16 protein-coding genes and 1 pseudogene are annotated in these 20,407 nt (G+C 47.1%); all 17 read right to left on the reverse strand.

Translation table 11 applies throughout. The annotated features are described in order from the left end of the window. Positions 1–19: 19 nt before the first annotated feature. Positions 20–1,024 (reverse strand): nuclear transport factor 2 family protein, encoded by a 1,005-nt coding sequence (locus L3D05_RS16820; RefSeq protein ID WP_239617464.1) that lies wholly within the window; start codon positions 1,022–1,024, stop codon positions 20–22. 34 nt (positions 1,025–1,058) lie between these two features. After that, entirely contained in the window at positions 1,059–2,978 is a 1,920-nt protein-coding gene (locus tag L3D05_RS16825) for a hypothetical protein (protein WP_239617465.1), read from the reverse strand. 15 nt (positions 2,979–2,993) lie between these two features. Next, the gene (locus tag L3D05_RS16830) at positions 2,994–4,790 is read right to left on the reverse strand and encodes a protein kinase family protein (RefSeq protein ID WP_239617466.1); all 1,797 of its coding nucleotides are present in this window, start codon (positions 4,788–4,790) and stop codon (positions 2,994–2,996) included. Positions 4,791–4,836: 46 nt separating this feature from the next. Beyond that, a complete protein-coding gene (locus L3D05_RS16835) occupies positions 4,837–5,637 on the reverse strand; it encodes a hypothetical protein (RefSeq protein WP_239617467.1) in 801 nt (266 codons plus the stop codon). Positions 5,638–5,640: 3 nt separating this feature from the next. Continuing rightward, positions 5,641–6,321 (reverse strand): vWA domain-containing protein, encoded by a 681-nt coding sequence (locus L3D05_RS16840; RefSeq protein ID WP_239617669.1) that lies wholly within the window; start codon positions 6,319–6,321, stop codon positions 5,641–5,643. Positions 6,322–6,657: 336 nt separating this feature from the next. Continuing rightward, a pseudogene (locus L3D05_RS16845) lies at positions 6,658–7,305 on the reverse strand (serine/threonine protein kinase); the annotation flags it as partial. Positions 7,306–7,333: 28 nt separating this feature from the next. After that, positions 7,334–7,522 carry a hypothetical protein gene (locus L3D05_RS16850; RefSeq protein ID WP_239617468.1) on the reverse strand — a complete coding sequence of 63 codons (189 nt, stop codon included), beginning with the start codon at positions 7,520–7,522 and terminating at the stop codon, positions 7,334–7,336. 46 nt (positions 7,523–7,568) lie between these two features. Then, on the reverse strand, positions 7,569–8,645 hold the full coding sequence (locus L3D05_RS16855; RefSeq protein WP_239617469.1) for an S-layer homology domain-containing protein: 1,077 nt from the start codon (positions 8,643–8,645) through the stop codon (positions 7,569–7,571). A 62-nt stretch (positions 8,646–8,707) separates the two neighbouring features. After that, on the reverse strand, positions 8,708–14,707 hold the full coding sequence (locus L3D05_RS26780; RefSeq protein ID WP_239617470.1) for a glycine-rich protein: 6,000 nt from the start codon (positions 14,705–14,707) through the stop codon (positions 8,708–8,710). A 111-nt stretch (positions 14,708–14,818) separates the two neighbouring features. Continuing rightward, on the reverse strand, positions 14,819–15,955 hold the full coding sequence (locus tag L3D05_RS16865; protein ID WP_239617471.1) for a copper amine oxidase N-terminal domain-containing protein: 1,137 nt from the start codon (positions 15,953–15,955) through the stop codon (positions 14,819–14,821). A gap of 63 nt (positions 15,956–16,018) precedes the next feature. Next, positions 16,019–17,644 (reverse strand): Mbeg1-like protein, encoded by a 1,626-nt coding sequence (locus L3D05_RS16870; protein WP_239617472.1) that lies wholly within the window; start codon positions 17,642–17,644, stop codon positions 16,019–16,021. Further along, positions 17,641–18,423 carry a hypothetical protein gene (locus L3D05_RS16875; protein ID WP_239617473.1) on the reverse strand — a complete coding sequence of 261 codons (783 nt, stop codon included), beginning with the start codon at positions 18,421–18,423 and terminating at the stop codon, positions 17,641–17,643. The genes L3D05_RS16870 and L3D05_RS16875 overlap by 4 nt, the downstream gene beginning before the upstream one ends. Beyond that, on the reverse strand, positions 18,420–19,163 hold the full coding sequence (locus tag L3D05_RS16880) for a hypothetical protein (RefSeq protein ID WP_239617474.1): 744 nt from the start codon (positions 19,161–19,163) through the stop codon (positions 18,420–18,422). Before L3D05_RS16880 ends, L3D05_RS16875 begins: the two co-directional genes overlap by 4 nt. 38 nt (positions 19,164–19,201) lie before the next feature. Then, positions 19,202–19,336, reverse strand: coding sequence for a hypothetical protein (locus L3D05_RS26490; RefSeq protein WP_255807570.1), 135 nt, complete (start codon positions 19,334–19,336; stop codon positions 19,202–19,204). A 46-nt stretch (positions 19,337–19,382) separates the two neighbouring features. Continuing rightward, positions 19,383–19,706: a hypothetical protein gene (locus tag L3D05_RS16885; RefSeq protein ID WP_239617475.1), complete on the reverse strand. Its 324-nt coding sequence runs from the start codon at positions 19,704–19,706 to the stop codon at positions 19,383–19,385. Between the two features lie 71 nt (positions 19,707–19,777). Further along, entirely contained in the window at positions 19,778–20,080 is a 303-nt protein-coding gene (locus L3D05_RS16890; protein WP_239617476.1) for a pore-forming ESAT-6 family protein, read from the reverse strand. A 21-nt stretch (positions 20,081–20,101) separates the two neighbouring features. Then, a complete protein-coding gene (locus L3D05_RS16895) occupies positions 20,102–20,404 on the reverse strand; it encodes a WXG100 family type VII secretion target (RefSeq protein ID WP_239617477.1) in 303 nt (100 codons plus the stop codon). Between the last annotated feature and the right edge of the window lie 3 nt (positions 20,405–20,407).

Consider the following 20,407-nt stretch of genomic DNA (forward strand, 5'->3'; position numbering starts at 1 on the left):
AATGCGGAAATGTTCGCTTCTAATTGTCTTTAAGAGCTATGTTTGATATTTTCCAACGGTCGGATATCTTGCTCAAGGTGAACTTTAATTCGGAATTATCCTGGCTTTCCGCCTTAACGACAAAGGTTTTGTTCGGTTCAAGAGCAGAGGATTCCACGATTTGCAAATCCAATCCGCCATAATTCATGAGACTTAAATCGATATAATCCTCCACTTTAAAATCGAGCACAGCCTCGTTATCAACGAATTGCTTCATTTCCTCGACTAACCCTTCTTTGTTATGAAAGTCTTCGATGAAATTACGAATGAGATCTTTAGGTTCGGTCGGGTACACCAGTGTCTGTTGCTCGTTAGGATATTTTAGATCCGTTTTCCCCTCTCCCAAACCATCATACCGTTGATAATAAACAAGCAGATGATGTTGGAAATCATTCACGTATTCGTAAGTTACGCTATCAAACACGCCGTCATTGTCGTAATCCTCTAACTTCCTTGACCCGTTGCCGGTCGACTCTGGGAAATTATAATTCACTGCTTCAATTTGATCGCCGTTTAATCGAAAAATAGAAAATCCTTCGCCATATCCGCCAAAACTGGCCTGCTCGGAATACACAACGATAAATGGGGTGTCCGACTGATCTAATTTTTGAATTCTCACATCGATATTGTCATGCACGACGCCAACTGGATCCATCAATTCTCCAAAAACCCGGTTTTCGTCTACAACAAAAATGCGTTCATACTCACCGAAAACGACGATGGATTGTTTTTTTCCATCGTGGTTGAGGTCGTCTTCAATTATCTTTTTTACTTCCAATCCTTCGGGTTGAACGCTCTTAATGATATTGTTCACATTTGAAAGATCATTCTGAGCCTTCGTTTCAATAGGCAATGATGCGGAGCTTTGCTCTGGCTGTATCGAAGTTTGCGTGGGAGGATCGATCTTAGTCGGTTTAGCAGCCTCTTCGTTGTGATTAGCTTTAGCGCACGAGCAAACCATGGCTAACAAAACAAGCGATAGCATGAACTTTATCATTGGGCAACTCCTATTGTTATCGTTACCTGAAAGCTTCCTCGAACGCTTCAACGACTTCCCAGCTCTCATATGGCTTCGCCTGATTCAAAGAGCAGGCCCTAATATGCTGTAATCGCGGCAAGATAATCGCTTTGGTCATCAACGGGTCTAAGGATAGATCGGCAAGCACTCTGGCCGGATCGACTGGAGGATCTATGAGTATCGCTTTAGTCGCCACGTTATCCGCGCGGAAATGCTCGATCGTTTGTTTCAACAGCCGATTGCCCCTAGGCGTGCAGTCGGTTAGAAAGTGGACAGATAAGGCCGACTTGGCAAGCCGGTTCAGAAGCTCGGTCTGTCCGGCATCCAGAAGGATATGGATGTGCGCGTAATAATTCAGCCGCGTTTTCAACTCCGCCACGACTTCATCCGCTTTCTCCCACGCTTCCTCCAAATTTCCTTCCACGCAAACGAATGGCCTCTCCAACCGATCGTTCAAAAATGTCGTCAGCTCTACAGGCTCTACGCCATACTGTCTAAGTTTCGAGCTGCCCGTAAAATCCAATAGAAGCGTATTTTTTCTTCGCGATACGATTCCCGACCACGCGAGTGCCGTAGCCGTGCGCCCCGTATCGGTCGGACCGACGAAGATCCTCAAGCAATACTTGATTACGTGGTCTACGATGACGACATTCTCTACTCTCTGCGCCATGAGCAGCCGGATCAGCTTCTGCTGATAATCGATAATCGTCGCGTCTTCCTCGCACAGCTTGAACACCAGATCGATCAGCTTCTTGATTTTCTCCTCGACTATGGAGAGCACGACTCTTTTCTTGTGCAAATCGCCGATCAGCTTGTTCGTTACGGCCGCGATATTCTGGGGAAGGAATAAAGGCTTTATCGGCTGCATGATCTCATTAATGTAGGCGTTATCGGATGCGAATTCCGCGCCCATGCCGTCCAGATGCTCCGTTACCGTCTTGTCCATCGCCATGTAGACTTCGATGATTTCTTTGGACAGTTCCATCAGATCGACCTGTACTCGCATTCTGGCATCGATCAACGCTTCAAGCTTGCCGTGGTCGTCGTATAACAATTCCGCCGACGTTACGACTCCGAGCGCTTCCCTGAGCGTTTCGATCCGTCTCTCTACCGTCGCTTCGGCGGACGATACGATCGCTTCCATAATAGCGGCGAGCTTATCCGCTATAATGCTATTGTGCATCCCGCTGAACGTCGAGCGATCGATACTAATCGCTCTGATCATCTCGAAGCGTTGCTCGGCCGGTAGATTAGCCTCTTGAAAGATGCTTGCGATCTCCCGGTCGTAGGCTTCCAGCATGTTAACGAGTCCTGCGTATTCGGTATTCTGATCCATCAGCTCGGCAAGCACGACGTCTTTGCGCAGCGCCTCCTTGAAGAAGCCGAAGTTCGCGAATTCGCCTATCTCCCTAATCCGCTGCTCCAGCGATTTCGGGGGCTCGACTTCGGGCATGACGGTGGCCGCGACTTCCAGCTCCGCCTCGACATCGGGCAAGATCGGCTTAGGGATAGGCGTTGCCAGCTTAGCCCGGGCCATCTGATGCGCTTTGTTGTCCCCCGACTCGATGATCCGGTTATCCCCGCTGATTTCGCCTATCGAGAGTTCGACCTTCTGCTGGATTTCTTCCGGCGTGAGCTTCCCGATCTTGATCTTGGAGACGTCGCCGTTGACGAGATCGGCATCCTTGTCCTTCTGGTAGAAATACAGAATGCCCACGGAAGGATGCTTGCCGTTCAACGCCGCCTGCAGCATCTTTCCCGATGTCCCCTGCATATCCTTCGGACCGAGCACGACCGCATCCATATTGGAAACCTTCGGATCGAGCGGCAATGTTTCTATGATTTTGTTGATGTTCGTTTGGAAACCTTTTTCGACCAAAGCCTTTTTGACGAAAGGCCCTAAGGATGCTCCGAATATCATGCGCGTATCCCCCTCTTAAAATCGGTGCATATATTCTTTGTGAAACGAGATATTTTTCTCCGGATTGCGGCTTTGGTTGTATACGTATGGGAAAAAGTAGCCGTCCACGGTTTTCGTCCGATCGACGAACGTCTGATCGAACTCGAATACTTTCATCAGATATTCGTTCATGTGGTTTAAGTACAACTGGGCAGCGGCGAACGTCTTGACATCCAGCTTGTCGTTCAACGCCGGGTCCGCGTTGGCGATTCGCTGCAGCTCGCTGTAATCCTCCTCTAACGCCTTAAGCATTTCTTGTTTCTTGGCGGAGAGATCCTGCGCTTTCAATTGTTTCGTAAGCTGTGCGATCTCCTTGTCCTTCTCCTTGATGTCCTCCGTCAAGCTCTCCACCGATCCGACAGCTTGCTTGTCCAGATAGGACTTGCCAAGAAATCCGACCAAACCAAGCAGAACGATAAACGCAAGCGTTAAGAAAAAGCGTTTGACTTTGCGTGAAGTCGCCGCCCGATCCTGCTTCTTTTTGCCGTTCGACAGAATCTCTTCGATATGCTGGATCGCGATTTCTACTTCCTTAGCCAAGCTGGAATGCGCGTTTAACGTTTGGATGGAACGATACACTTCCAGCGCTTGCTTATAGTTTTTCTTCTGCTCCAGGTTCTTGGCCTTCTGGAGTAAATTCGCGTTAAATCCGCCGCCGTCCGATTGCGAGATAGAATCCGCCGAAGCCGCTGCCCTAAGCGCGGGCGCGACAACCGGAGCCGCGGGTCTTGGAGCAGCCACTCTAGGCGCCGGTCCGGATAACGTCTCGGTGTGATCCGACGGCGAAGAAGAACGAACAGCAACTGGCGCGGAGGCTGCCGCCGCCACCTCGGCGCCGATCGTCCCTTCGATCCTGGATAACGCCATCAGCCATTCCCCGAAAGGCGGACACTGGCTCAGATGCTCGCTTTCCCAAGCTCTTACGAATAGCGCGGCCAATGCTTCTCCCCATGCCATTCGGATCATCTCGACCAGCTCGTTGAACCGATCGCAGCCGGTTTGCAGCTCTTCCGGGTCGAAATAGCTTTCACCCCAGAGGTTTCTTATGAAGGCATCGGAGCACGAAGCAAGCATTTCCGTAAGCAGGATAGCACCGGCGAAGCGATCGCTCTGTCCGCTCCACATCAGCGATTGGGTTTTGTTCCGTATGGCGTACCCCGGCGAACCGGCGGGAATATGCTCCGGCTTCTCCAGATGGGTGGAAAACATTTGCTCCAAGTCGATTAACTGAACGAATTCGACGGGTTTGACGACTTTCTTCACCGTGCTGAGCATAGGCAGCATGACATTCGCGGCCGATAAGTCGCAATGCGCCAGCCCCCGTTGCTCCATGTCCATGAGCACGTGCGCCAAGGCGAATGCGGCCGAGAAACTTTGCTTCTTGCTCAGTCGCTGCTTGTTCAGAAGTACGTCCATCCACGTCGGGCCCTCGATCCACGGCATGACTACCGCGTAGAGCAGATCGGGTTCCCTGTTCAGCAGCTCCGCATGATTTTGCGGCGTGAGAATAGATCGATCGCAAGCCGTCAGACCGGCTATGCCTTTGTATTTCGCAACCGTATCCGTATGAAAGACGAGAGAAGGGTCGATGAATTTGTTTCGAAACACCTTCATCGCTTTGGGGCCGCCGCTCTCTTCGGCATTCAGCAGGTATACGGTGCCTTGCCTGCCTTCCTGACCGTAAGGCACTCCAGCCGCTTGAGGATGTTCCCCGATCGTATAGGGCTTGCCGTTAATGGACAATCGGGCACGGACTTCCGGTTGAAAACTCATTTCATCTCTTCTCCTTCATGATGAAAAGTATAATTTCCGCTACGCGTTAATCCCATATAATATGTAACAACGAAATATCGTCGCTGGAAGGATGGGCGGCTTCCTGTTTCATGACCCCCTCCAGCTTCTCGTGAGTAAACCTTTCCCATGCGTCGATCGCCTTAAGCCCGTCGGAATACAGCAGCACCGCTCCTTCCTTCCAGCTTCGCAGGTCGTCGTAGAGCAGGTTCGGCTTTCCGCCTACGGGTCCCAAGACGCTATTCCACTGTTGGCGGGTATCGAATCGATCGCCTAACAACGACGTTCGTTCCAGCCCGTCCTTCCACACCCGAAGACGAATGTCGCCTTGCCAAGCAAGCACGATGCGCCCTTCGGGAAACGCCTTGCAAGGCAGATCGATTCTGCCGCAGCCGTACATCGACGCGCTACCTTTCGCTTTCTTATCGAGAATGATTTCCCGCAATAGGCCATGAATCCGCGAAGGTATCCGATGACGTTCTAAGCTTCGGGTTGCCTGATCCGTGATTTCCTTTAAGTAACGCTCCAATGACTGCTCTAACTCCGATATCCCATTTCGTCCGTCTTCTAATTGACCTAGCCATTCGATTAACCGATCGCCCAAATACTTAGCCGCGATATCGCCGAAGTAAGACATGCTGATCCCGTCGCATAGCGCGAAAATAAAGCTGGATTCGGACTCCGCAAAGCTCAAGTAGTCTTGGCCCGGATCACCCGATGCGGCCGATTCCGCGGAACGGGAATATCCGTACCGGTAAGTCCAAGAAGGCTGCCGTACTTGCCGCAAGGCCGTTTCGCTTTGTTGGGGAAGCTGAATTAGCCGACTCATCGCTTAGAAGATCGGCGTCGCGGCCGACATCTGAAAGCCAAGCGACACCAGATCAGGATTCGTCCCGGGAAACATGAGCAGCGAGCCTTGGGCAAGATTGTAATTGGCGTCCCGCATCATCTCGCGGTAGCTTTCCGGCATGACGGAGGACATCGCCCGCAATTTATAGCCGTACTCATCGAAGAAGGGCGTATTCGGCGTAACGCCCTGCCAACGTTTCGGATCGACGACCTCTTGTGCCAGCACGTCGCCGGAAATGAATATATTTTCGACCAATACGTTACCGTCCTTCACCGATAGATCCATGATTCTGCGCGCGATCGGCTCCGGATCGTCGCCGGTATACACGCCGTCCGTCATATGGCAGATCAACGGTGCCGGCCCGTCCTGCAGCGATGGCAGCTCCGCGCGCAGGATCGCCTCCGCGTGTCGGAAAGCTTTGGCCGTATCGGTGAAACGATGCGTGTTCAATACCGGCATTCCGCCGTCGTTCATCAGTTCGTCGATGTTCTTGACTCCGCCCAGCAGATCGTAGACCTCGTCGCTGTAGGCCAACATGGCCACTCTGTAACGGGACGAGATTCGGCTTCCCTTGGTCGAGCGGTATACCATCTGCCTTAACGTCACATGCAAGGCATCCGTAACGACGTCGATACGCCGTTTATCTCCATTCGCCATAGTCATAGAGCCGCTAACGTCCAGCAAATAAATAATGAGCGCAGGTTGGCTCTGCGTCGCTTGCGCCCTGTATGTTGCCTGCCGTTCCGGCGATCGGCTTCGCTGCTCTCTGTCGGCGGGCGGAAGGTAATCGGCGGCGCTAAGCATGACTGTACCCATCTCCGGATTGCTCTCGGCCGGAGGAAGAGGGGCAGGTGAATCGAACTGCACGAGCTTGAAATCCCCGATCACCTCGCCGACATCCTGATATCGGAGCTCGGGTTCGGTCTGCAGCAGCTTATCCATGATCCTCACCAGCTTGTCCGGGACATGCGCGAATAGGCTGTCTAACGACTCGCGCGCTTGATAGACGTATTTGCCCCCGCTCAGCAAGTAGTGCATGACAGAACCAAGCGCGTAAATGTCCGTTCTAGGATCGGTTTGCTTATTCTCGAATTGCTCGGGTGCCGCGAACGCAATCGTCCCCATCTGCACCGTATCCGACACCTTGCCTTGATCGTAGCCGCGCGCGATGCCGAAGTCGATCAGCCGTATGTTGTCGTATTCGTCGATCATGATGTTCCCCGGCTTCAAGTCCCTGAATACGATCGGCGTCGGCTGACGGTGAAGGTACAGCAGAATTTCGCAAATCTGCTTCATGTACTTCAGCACCGTATCCAGAGGCAAAGCGCGGGCGGCATCGTCGAATCGCTGCTGCAAGGTCACGCCGTTGATATATTCCATGACCAAGTAACAATAGCCGTCCGCGTCAGGCTCGAAATAATCGGTAATTTTCGGAATGTAAGGATGGGTCAAGTTAGCCAGAATCCGTGCCTCTTCGAGGAAAGCCTCGTGGTTGTGCACTTGGGTAATTTCCTTGACCGCCCACTCCTTATCGTTAAGCTTCGAGTCCTTGACGAGATACACGGAGCCCATCCCACCCTTGGCGATTACCGACTCAACCTTATATCTGTTTCCTAGCAAATCTCCCGCACGCAGCAATCCGATCACCTGACCTTATGTTTATCTTCGGAAGCGGTTATAGCCGATAGAGATTTTGTCTGACCTTGTTGTATTTCTGCGAGATTTGGATCAACTGCTCGGCGCAATATTCCGCTCCGACGCCCTTGATCCGTCTGAGCTCCTCGGCGACTTGCTCCAAATCCCGGCTGATCGCGTTCAGATCGTTGACGATCTCGTTCCGTTCCATGCTGGCTCTGTAGTCCATCGCGTTCTTCACTCCCGTTGTTATTGGAATCAATCATTCCATTAGTCTACCAAGTGATCTTGATCAGATAGTCAGAGCCAAGCGTTTCAATGGTTAGATTACCCTCTGTCATTTTCCGCTCACCCGATTGAATTTTAGATATCGTGTCTTGACTTAAGGAATCGGATAATCTATCCGCATAATCGGAAATATAAGCCTTGTTATCTAGAATTCCTACCTTCACGTAGTTCACGCCGGATCTTAGATTCATGCTGTTACTTGCAGGCGCAGTCGGATCATCCCCTCTAGCACCTTTCTTAGTAATATCAATGTTTGAAAGTTTTACATAAACCTTTCCTCTAACAGACACCCCTTCGAATGTACCCGTAAAATCGAGCAAGCGCTTTACGGTAATGATAGCTTGCTCCCGAGTGTATAAATCTGAGGGCCTGAATCCTAGATCGGATCCTTGAAATACTTTAGCGTTAGCTAGAATGTTTACACCGTCTTTAGCCCAACTCGCAATAGAATGTTTATCTACAAAGTCATACTCCGCAGAGCTAAGACCTTGCTTTCTTATTGTTTTCAGAAAGTTAGACATCATAGTAGTAGCTTCTTGCCTAGTAATATTACTATCCGGCTCGAACTTGGCAGCACTCACTCCGTTGATTATTCCTAACGAGAATGCTTGCTCTACGTGATACATACCTTCTACATCAGCAAATTTGTTCTCATTAGCAATCAACTTCATTTTGGTGTTATCACTAGCCAGGGACTCTGCCGCCATAGTTATTAACTCCGCAAACTCTTCCCTCTTAATACTTTTTTTATAATCTTTTTGCAGTCTGTCCGGTACCAAACCCTTAGCTATCATTTGCTCTACATCCGCTTTAGCCCAAGAGGAAATAACACGGTTTGATCCTTCAATCGCAAGGGTAGGATCCGACTCTCCAGGTTTCAGATGGATATCGATAGGCGGCTCAGGAACAATTACTCCGTTTGCATCCCTTGGTTGACCGTCTTCTCCTGCTGTTGACTTAGGTGAAGATGCTGCTGCCGCTATTGGAAGTAGAACAGAATCGCTAGCACATCCAGACAAACATACAGCTAGAATAGTTAGAAGTGCTAAACTTTTAAATCTCAATTGTGAATCCTCCTTAAATTATTCGCTCTATAAAGAGGAGAGATATACTCTCCTCTTGCGCTTTAATGCGTACCGAAGGTGTCTAAGTCCAGAGCTGAAGATTTGTTAGCAGAATAAACAGCCATAATTGGGTAAGGAATACTCGTTGTCGGCCAGGAATTTATTCCATCTATGTTGACATCTCCGTTCCCGTTAGGGTTACTGTACTGAAGTACGTAAGTATCTCCAACGGATTTGATATCAGCGGCCATCAACAATACCATCGTATTCTTAGCGATCGCTTGAATACTAGCTTGCGTAGGTTTAGCACCTTTAGGCACTGCTACCGCGGACGATGGAAGTCCCATATGGAAGTGCCACCTTTGAGCCTGCTGCGCGTACATTAATGAAGGTATTTTGTTTCCTGGATTTTTGTCCTCTCCATACGTATTCGTCTGACCGATGTATGTTCTGTTCCTACCGTTCAGATTCATAATCTGTGTAGTGCCGTAGATATAATCGTATCCAGTAGGTCCAGCTGCTTTTCCTGTCTTGGCGTCATCGCCGCCACCTAGTGCGTAGTTTGTCACGGCGTCCGTGTTCTCCTGTTCCGCTTGAGTTACATTACGCCTTGAAGCTTCAGATTCCCAATCAATCGCTACCGGATTTTTGTATATCGTAGTAGGATCCCAATCCGGTTTAGCTGCTCCGAATTTGTTAATGGGTTGATAGGAGCCGTTTACCTTCATGTAAATATCTACAGGCTGTATGTCACCGTTTAGTAAATTAAGCGCGTAATAGTACGGAATAATCTGAACTTTACTGTAATAATTGCCCATGGTCTGAATATCAGTAAATGCGTTGTAACCTATACGCATAGGCTGTTTCTTAAATGCAGTAATATTATTCTTCTCAGGAGATAATGGCCATTCTACCGGAACCTGCCTAGCGTGGGGTAATAATCCCCACGTATCTAAGTAGTTTGTATCGACCGATACTGGATTAGCCCTAATATCTATCCTATCTCCAATAATGAATTTCTGCCTGGTCTGGTCTACCTTCGGCACCACATTAGGAATAAACCATTCTTCAGGCACAGCAGGCTTCTTGAAGAAATTGGAGAAACGGAAGTCGCCAGTATCCTCCATCATCATGTTTCCTATACGTCCCACCAAGTCAATATTGAATCGCTTCAATGTACTATGGCGTGCCGCGTAGTTGTCATACCTGATTCTATTGGTCGGAGTATCATTATCCTCATAAGGAGCATTGATAGCGATACTCTTCCACTCCACTAGAGCACTTATCTTTTCCTTGTTCTCCAGAGGAGTATAGAAATCGAATGTGGTCGTAGGTACGTTTAACTGGATCCAAGTATTCTTCTTGAATAAGACGCCGCTGTAGATTACGTCAAACTGGAACTTTACGTACTTTTCTTTTGTCCATTCCGTTGTATCCATATTATCCACGAAGCCTTTACCTCGGATCGAAGTTGTTGAAGAAATCCCATTAGCTCCGTTACCGTAGAAGTCTCCTGTATTTGGGAAGTACATTCGGAATCCATAATCAAGTAATATAAAGTTGCCCGGAGTAAAGCCGCCAGCGCCAGCATTAGGTTCCGTATCTTTAGATACTTTGATATAGGCATCCGCTGGTATGGCCGAAGAACCACCAGCGGCTACGACTTGCACTCCTATAGTTGGCGTGCCTTGTTCCGGTATATTCGCTCCCGGAGTGGATATTCTAGTGTATCCATTTCCGGAATGACCTATTTCGTTCCCTCCTCCAGGAGCTGGGAAACTTAAGTTGCCTTGCATGATAGCTGAACTAGAGAGAGATCCAACATAAGAAGTACCTCCTCCTCCACCTGAATCGCCCCCGCAACCAGTAGACCCTCCAGCTCCGCCGTACCAACCGCCGCCTCCTCCTCCATCATCGGTTTCATGACCATCACCGCCTAAACCAGTGGCATAAATCCCTTTCGCACCACCACCGCCGGCTCCTTTGGAAGAGTTGTACCCGTCACCGTTAAGATCCCCGTCTCCACCGAAAGACTGTTGACCTGCTCCACCGCCACCGCCCGCTACTATAAGTTTGTTTGAGCTGCTGCGTATATCTGTAGCACCACCGCCGCTGCCGGAGTAGTTACCACCTCCGCCGCCTCCGTTGAATCCACCTTTGTTCTGGCCTATACCAGCTCCGCAACCTCCAGTATCAATCGAGGCATTACGACCTGCTCCACCTACATAAACCTCTAACTTTTCTCCAGCCATTAAGCTAATCTTACCGGTTGCGTAACTACCTTTTCCTCCAGTAGCTATACCTCCCCATGGATTACTTGTGTACGTACCGTTGCCCCCGCTAGCCCCCCATGTTTCTAGCGTATACAATCCAGTACTAGAGGCAGTGAAAGTCTGTGCAACGCCAGTGTACCCAAATTCTACAGAAGATGGTGGCGATACCGAAGCCGCAACATAATCCGGATTAGCCATCTGTTGAGTAACATAGACCGGATCGGTAGCAATAAACTCTTGGGCGTCCATATTTCGTAATCTTAAGTTATCCGCAAAAACGTATTCTGCAGTACCAGCTACTGATTCAGATCTACCGTTTCCTTTCACGATATGGATACGAACCTTGTTCACGCTAGGACCGCTCTTGAAATTAATAGTTGTCGTAACTGGAGTTCCAGTACTTTGAACAGTTCCATTAGAGAGTCCGCTCTGATAGACTGTACCATCGCTGTTATAGACATCTAAGTAGAAATAACCTTCACACCTATGGCAACTAATCTCCCCATCGAAAGAGTAGTTAACGTTAGGCTTGATAGGCACATCCTTATAATAGACACCTATATAGTTAGTACCCGTGTTCCCTCCAGGATTAGGAGTTGTGTTGATCTCGAATGTGTGAATACCCTTCATGACCCACTGATCACCAGTACGACTTGTGAATCGTACATTCGATCCAGGAGTCGAAGTCCAAATATTCCACCCCGCCACGGTAGCATCGTCATTAATAACTTCTGCATCTCCATTGGTTAGAATATTCTGCCTGTAATCCGGATCGAGCTGAAGTTCAAACTCTTTTTCAGGAGTTTGCAGATTTCCACCTATGGTTTTAGATGCCGGAGTTCTCTGATCTAATCTGCTGGGTAACGATACTACTAACGCATTCTCTACGGACACAGGATTGTGTATAATGATATCGTTTACCTTCGGATGCGCGGATGAATAAGTACTTGCGTACTGTTGACCGACAGTCCCGTACAACGCATCATTAGCTGTCGAATAAGGTACAGGCCAATTATTAGGATTGTAGTTGTAAATGTACCTATAGAAAACGGAAGAATTACCGGTCCTATATTCACCGTTAACAACGTTGAGAGGACTTAGATTCGTTTCCATCATTCTAAAGTAAGGACTAGGTCGATCAGGTCTATTTACGCCTGCAGGTCTGCTATCGAATACCGTAGCTACAGTACTAGTACTTCCTCCTGAATATTTCATGGAAGGCGTAGAGTAATTACCGTTGTATCCCCCGATCTTAATATGATGTACATCCCATTGTGCTGCTGATAATGAATTATTAGTCCACATCGTATCAAAATCTGTAGTAGGTACAGTTAAATCATCTGTAACCTTAGCTGTATTCGACGTCTTGTCGAAATACATGACAGATTGGTCTCCAGAAGAAGTTTGTAGGATTAGCACATCTGATACCGCAGTAACGCTATTGGTCAGATTTCTTCTCTCCGTAAACTTAGTCTGCTCTACTACTGGACCCGTATCTTTACTGTTCGATAAACAGTTATCGGAATTCCCCTCTTCCCAGACCACGCTATCATGTTGATTCGTTTCCAGAGAGTAACGAAGGCGACCTCCTGCGCTAGTATTAGACGTAGCTATGTGGGCGAAGATGTTCGGATCTCCTTGAACAATGCTAGCCGTAATTTCGTTGGTTCCTAGTAGAGAAGTCATACCATCAACCTTAGATTTATCCAACTTCCATACTTGCGCTTTAACAATCCTCATGTAATCGAACGTCGATGTCTGAGTCCAAGTATCGGTATAATCCCCTACAGTGTGGGAATCATAACCAGCTTGAGTCCAGTTATACTTTGTACCCGGAATTGGCGACCCGTCAGGATTAGTTCCTTTTATGTAAGGCATACTCCCTTGTGTAACGGGCTCTGTGTACGGTGCACCACAAGCATCTACTTTTACCCTAGGAGCAGGTGCTGGGGGTGCTGGATCAGAATAACCTCCAACAATAGGTGACATCGCCCAACCATTTGTTACCCCGGTATAATGAGATTTATAACTTCGAGTAGCGGTTGTTTGAGGCATGTACTGGGTGACAATGTCTACCATAAACTCGGAACCGCCCGATGAAAAATAAAGCTTACGAGTTGTAGGCGTGCCCGCCATGGCTTCGAAATCTTCGTTAGAACCTGTCCCCGCTGTTTGCGGAGAACCTTGCTTAATCTCAGACCAATATTCAGGTTCAGAAGTATAAGTTCCATAACCAGTCATATCTGGCGGCCTAAAGAATGGCGGAGCATCTATCGACGGTCCTTGCGTACAGGTGATCGTCTCTACTGTACCGTCTGCAGCAGTAGATGTAATGCTAACGGATGCGTTGTAACGGAAACTTACTTTACCCCCAGCCGGTATCGGATAACTTTGCAGGTTATCATTATAAAGAGGTACGACTTTTCCTGCGAGCAAATCTAACAAAGCTGCCTTCGTGTAGTTATTCACTACAGCTGCTCCGCCACCTACAGTAAAATTAGGTCCGGCAGATTTAATCCAAGTCGGTGCTGCTCCTGTATTATTCGGTCCGGTATCTGTTCTCCATAATCGAACAACGACTTGGATGTTAGATCTGGCTGACAGATATTTATCCCAATGTTGAATGGATAATGGAGACTCTACCATGTTGATCTGCAAAGGTACCTGCTGAGCCAAAGTACTTCCGGTTACTTTACCACCGACACTTGATAGGTTAGGTATAGAGACATTCTGAGTACAGTCACAGGCAATAACCTTATACTTTGCAACAACTCTCTCTCCACCAATTGACATACCTGGCTTACGAGTAAAGTCACTCCCCGTACCGTCCCTTACATAATAAGGACCTGCACCTTTCTTAATCACTTTTCCATCAGAAGTCCTAGTCGTGTCTGCGTTACATAAGACGTTAGTATTATCGTCCGCAGCTTGCTGATAAGAACATACAAGTTCCATTACTTTTCCATTGTAAGTGACTGAGTTTTTTAATGTGATTTGTTTCGTTTCCATAGCGGAAGGCCACAAACCATCAGGACTGCCAGGATTCGGAACTGGAATATCAGGCACTTGTGGAGCAAGAGTCCCGTTATTCCCTTCATACCTATGCTGTATTATCAGAGGATAGTTCATACCTTCGAACTCTACTGGCCTATCATAATATTGCCTAAAGTCGTCAGGTCTAGCCCAAGGATAGGGAATATCTCTGATTGAGCTCAGATTGGTATACTCATTATTTTCTCTTGTGTCATCCCCTCGAATTTTTAACACCGGGCTTAGATATAAGAGCGTACCATTGACTACACTTCGGAAGTTTTCATCAAGGCCAAATTTACCTCTTAAGGACTCGGCATCCATAACATACTTTTCAATCAATCTCTTTTCGGAACCCTCGTAATAATAACAATCAACAACTCTTGAGTCGTTACATGCAAGATCTCTGGCTGTACCTTTAGTTTTGAAATCTGTGCCAATATTCAACCTGATGTAGTTGCTATCCTTTACTGGATTGCATTGGGAATTCATTTTGGATTCATTTGTACATACAGTCTCCAATCTAATTAGCCACGCGACCGTATAGTACCGTATGGCCGCCGAAGCTGCTTTTACATCAGTGACTGTTGTAAGTTCTTTTGTTCTTGGATCGAAGAATACTTTATTTCCTCCATCAGTACCAGGTCTGGATCCTCCCGAAGCGTTTGCTGTTTGTGGACTTGTCGGCACCATAGAGAACACCATTATGGCTATCATCAATACTGACAACGCCGTATTCCACTTCTTTATCCTTCTCACATTCTAACCCTCCTTAAGCGATGCCCACTTGAACAATGTAACAAGATCTAGTCAACCCGAATCACGAATCGTTAGAAATATAGAGGTAGATTGATTGTAGCTCGCTTATCCTTATTTAACCTCGTTGTAAACATAACGACCTTTGCTAAACATATTTTCATTTGCGTTTAAAGCGAAGTGATTCTCTGGGCTAGAGCCAAAATGAGTTCCCATAGTTACATCAGCATATCCCTCGTACCATACTCCGGTCTTTAGTTTAAAAGAGTCTGACCACTTAGAAACCTCAGTATTATCCATGAATACTTGTGCAGTATCATCCGCTTGCACTACCATAAACTTGAAATGAGTTCTAAATACAGGACCGCCAAAGATATAGCCAACTAGGGAGTTTTCCGGGTCGGCATATCCTTTAGCAATTACATGGTTCGTCTTAACCCAAGCTACGTACTCCTTCATAGCTTTTGTAATATAAAATTTGTCGTAGGATGATCCAAGTTCCATCTCATTTTGTAAAGCAGATATAAAAGAGGACTCATCGATAGTGCGGTAATCGATATTCAGTTGAGCTTGGTAGTACTTACGAATTTTACCTGCCCACATATCGATGTGAGTTTTATCTGCCCAAGTAGAACCTACCTCTTTAATGAACTCTTTATTCGACAATTCCCTAGGAGCGGATAATTCATACACGAAGGAGGGGAGATCAGCAAGTTTGTTCCACTTATCGTCAGCAGTTGCCAACTCACGCCCCCAAGCATCAAGCTTGACAGTTCCATTGTCGATCTTTGCTTGATATGCAGAGTCAGAGATTTGAACCGCATTACCGCCTTTGTCCCAAGTTACCTTGGAATTCATGGACTCGCTTACAAAACGCAAAGGAACCATAGTACGGCCGTCTACCATAGCAGCGGCAGTATCCAGTTCGACAACTTGTCCATTATCCGAAACTGTTTTGGAACCAATAGCCAAGCTGATAGTCTTTGTACCATTTGTGATAGTAGCAGTGCGAGTAGCGTTGTCCCATTTTACAGTAGCACCCAACGATTCGCTCACAAAACGCACAGGAACCATAGTACGACCGTTCTCATCGACGTAAGGCTCAGTATCAGGAAACTTTACTTTATGACCATTAACGATTATAGGAATAATGATTTGACCTTCATTTATAGCTGCTGCATTTACAGAGTTCAGACCAAATCCACCGATGACCGCTGCCGCTACCAGTGTTGCGATTGTTTTCTTAAACACATTATCTTCTCCTTTGGTTGTCTCATTAGTGACTCTCCGAGTGTCGTTACCTGAGGATTTCAATTAGAACGCATGAGCCTTCTGAACAAGCGATCCTTCGCACTGATCCAGCCTGTCCGCCGTCTTATTCAAGAAGTCCATGCAAGCCTTAAGGTCATAATCGAAGCCGAACTGCATATCGAGCCACAATAAAGGCAGCATTTCGTCGAAGTCCACAAGACCCCGAAGCGTGCTGATTCTGCGATCCGCCTGCTGTACTTTGTTCTGAATCATATTCAAGCGAGCGGCAAGGTTTCTGAGCATCGCTGTATTGACGTTAATGTTCTGATCGTAATTCTTGCTCTTGCCCCCGCCGAACAAGCCGGCGATCGCGCGGCCGATGCCGTCGAAGAAATTCCCCACCTCTGCCAGCACCTGATTGCGGAAATCGTTGAATTGACGGTATTTGTCCTGCACATAGTCGAACGCGGACTCGAGCTGGTCCCCGACAAATTTGGCGATTTGCTTGCCAAGATCCTTAGCCCTAGCGGCGACATCATTAATAAAGGGCATGACGTAATATTCAATAACCAGAGGCAACAGATAACTAATAGCGGCCACGGCGACCATCGTAATTGCGACAGCAGGGCCTATCACGATTACCAATGCCGCAGCGGGAACGATTACGGCCGCAGCCATCGCTACCATCTCTGCTTTACTCATTTCTCCTGTCCATGCTTGAACCGCTATATTAGAAATTCCTCTTGAAATAAAGTTCGGTAATTTGTCTGCTTGCTGGGTGATATCCTGAATGACAAAACAGGCAAAATCTTTTTGGTCCGCTAGCACGAGATGTCCATCTTCCATCGCCATGAATGCAAGCCCGTGATTATCAAAGTTATATACTTTGGGGTCTTTGGCGGTGGATTTAACGATGATCGGATCCGTCGGGTTATGAAATAGAGAGGAAACCATGTCATGCTGGCTTTGATATTCGTGCATAATCTGATTCTGATTCAATTTATCAATGGCATTCTTATGGGTATCGATGAATTCTTGATTAAATCCCGGTGCGTTATAGGTATACGTCTGCGTTATTCTATCCTGGATGTCGGAGTCGGCAGTGATCGTGCTATACAGCGCCAGATTCCCGCCCAACGAATGGCCGGTTACCGCAATATCCTTGTATTTATTCAAATGTGTATCTTGCATATAGTCGGCCGCATCTTTTTGCTGCATCGTGGTTTCCTCATACCAGGAAGACACATTGTTAATCCAATCGTTCCGAAATTGGGCTACGGAAATTTCCTCACTGCCGCGAAACGCAACAACGGCTTGTCCGCTATTCCCGGGAGGTTCGAAAGTATATGCGACGAATCCCGATTCATTGTTGTTATCTTGAACGTGGCTGACTTTCCAATTGTAAAATTTTGAGGAAGGGTCGGATAAACTTTTCGTCAAATCCTTGAAAGCGTTAAAGTCCGCATCCGTCTTAAAATGACTCCTAAGATCTTCTAGCTTCGCGTCTACCTTTGCGTCTGATAGTTTTCCTGTTTCATCATAGAAATCTTTAGTATAGGATTTTACCAGTTGACCTATTGTTAATTCGGATTCATCATTATTAATCTTTTTTTGCTCATCTTTTTTTATATTTAAATATACGATATCCGACAAAATTTTGAGATCAACCTCTGATAATGGTTCGCTCATTCTTTCTGGCCTCCCGGACGTAATGTTGAAAGCGTAGTCGTTATTTTGTCTATGGATTGTTCTTTAACAGAATCAGTTACATATATATGTCCAACTTTGTAGTTCATATTTTTTCTAATCAGATAATCCTTTGGATGTTCCCCGATAGCATAATCGTTCATGACTTCCGCAAAGTCAGTTGAATTAATAAAATAAACCGAAGTAGTTAAGTTCCTAACACCGCGAGCCATATATGCATCTGCTAAACGATCGATTTTTATAGCTTCTTCACGAGAATCTATATTAATTTCAGCCCCAGCGTTAATAAAATTATCTGTTAAAATGACGGAAGAGGGGTTGACTTTCACATACTCCTCCAGGCTAATATGACGATCATTCATATTAATTTCCGGATACGACAAACCGCTTTGAACCACTTCGGATTTCAAATAAACTTCTTCCTGAAACACCGAACGAATGGTCTCGTATGCTACTTCCTCAACCTTATCCCGCATAATCACATTCATATATTCATCCCAAACGGTTTTGCGGTCTTTCGTGATCTCCACCTCGAATATTTCGTCTGGATCAGACTTAGGATAAACACGAGCTTTTAAAGTATTGTTCGTCAGCGTGCCATACCCCCCGCCGATCGCATGAACAACGAATTCTTCGCCGTACTTTTCGTGCAAATATTGTTCGATCTTCTCGATCGCCTTCTTGTCTCTATCCGTGCAACCCATTAAAGATAATAAAGAAGCTAGAATCATGGATATGAGCACCGCCTTCATCGTTTTCATTTTTTTCGCTCCCCGTTGCGAGAATCTATCGATTCATGCAAGCTTCCCTTCAACTCTTTATATGGAATCTCTACTTCCGCGTGATCGCCGAGCGCATGAGGGACGTTGAAGCTTATTCCTAATGCATCATCCGTCAAATAGGAATACACGCTCATGGCGTTCTTGTCGCTCAGATCGTCCGCTTGTTCGAAAGCCGCGATCCATGCTTCGTCGCTCTGTTCGCCAATCCATTCCTTAATCTCTTGCCCGATCTCCAATTCGGGATCGTATGGCTTGTATTCGCCGTTCTTGAATGTCTCGATAAAACCGGCATCTATATCGACGATATCCGGGAGCGATAATCGCTTTCCCGTAAGGATATCCATGTTTGTCGTATATAATAGGTTAGTCGGGTAAGCCGCATCGGGCACCACGCCCATTCCCGAATATATGACGCTTAACCGATTCGAAGTTTGCTCCTTAATGGCGTAATTCATCTCTAAATGAACGTTCTTATCGTCATCCGCGTATAGCATCGGTACCTTAAGGGCCTCGTTCTTCAGCGTGTAATTGATTGCCTGCTCCCTGTCTCGATTGCCAAGGCCGGCAATTTGCGGGTAATTCACGGTAACTTCTTGATTCCGGTAGGTTTCTTTATTTACTTCGTAATGTCGGTCATGCTTCCGTAAGACGCTAAACGACAACGGATCCGAAAAGATCGTTGTCGCTAGGATAACAAGTGTGAGCAATAGCTTGATCAAGATGGGTTCCCCCTTGTCGGTATCGTCACTTGAAGATTTCAACCGTCTCCCTTGTTGACGTTGCCCAGATCTTTTCTATTCTTCGAGCTGTTACTGGCAGGAGAAGTCGACGCTTTCGCTTGGACCTGCGTCGTTTGCGTTCCTGCCAGCTGCCTTTGTAATTTGATCGACATCGACTATGAACACCTCTCCGTAACGTCTTAGATGCGTGCGTGCTTGTTACCAATTGGGCTTAAAATTCATGGCAGCCCTCGCTGCGGCTGCCGCTGCCGCCGCTTGTCTCGCTGCTTCTTCTTCGCGATAGATTTCATTGGCAACGCTAACGATATCGCTCCCTAACGATTCAAGCTCCTTGCTCAATAGGACGATTTCGTTCGTCAAGCGATCAATCGCTTGGTTTACGAATACCATTTCATCGGACTGCCACGCGAGATTCAGATTCGCGCGATACTGCTTCAAGCTGTTGTTGATGTCCCTCAGCGTTGTTGAATATTGATTCATCGCGCTAGCTTGAGAGGCTGCCAAACCGACGTTAACTCCCATCCTTATTCCTCCTATGAAGGTGAGAATACAACTTGGGGGCACTTTCATGCCCCCAAATCGACATGCAAGGATTACTTGAACGCGCTCGCATTGCTGTTGATTGCAGTCTCCGCGGCTTCGTAATTCGTAACGGTATTATCCAAAAATTTCGCGTACGATTCCACGACTTGCTTATATTCCTCGAATCTAGGCGCCAAAGCGTTGAAATTGTTCCTGATCGTATTGGAAGCGTCACTCTGCCAAGTGGAAGAAAGATTGCCCATTTCCTTCTTGATCTCGTCCAGCTTTGTCGACAAGCTAGAATTCAAGTTCCTGATCGTGGCCGCCGTTTTGGCGACCGCTCCTAACGAAATACTGATTCCTTCCGTAGCCATTGAATAACTCCCCTTTTTCGATTAGTTTGTTAAGCGTTTTGCTTGATTAATGGTTTCGGTTTGCGTGTCGCTGTAAGTTTTCGCGCTTGTTTTCAGAAATTCGGAATACTGGTTCATCAGCTGCTTCATCTTCTGAAAATCTTCTTGAAACCCTTTAATTTGAGTGACGAACGCGATGTTGTCCGCGCCCTTCCAGTTAGCGGCCATTCCGTCCGCTTCGTTGAAAAGCTGGTTATACAGCTTCTCGTACTCCGCGGAATGACTGTCCATAGCCTGCGATGCTGAGACAAGCTTGGATGGATCGACGACAATTGTTCTTGCCATGAT

It is taken from the genome of Cohnella mopanensis (assembly GCF_022352055.1).
Lineage (GTDB): Bacteria > Bacillota > Bacilli > Paenibacillales > Paenibacillaceae > Cohnella > Cohnella mopanensis.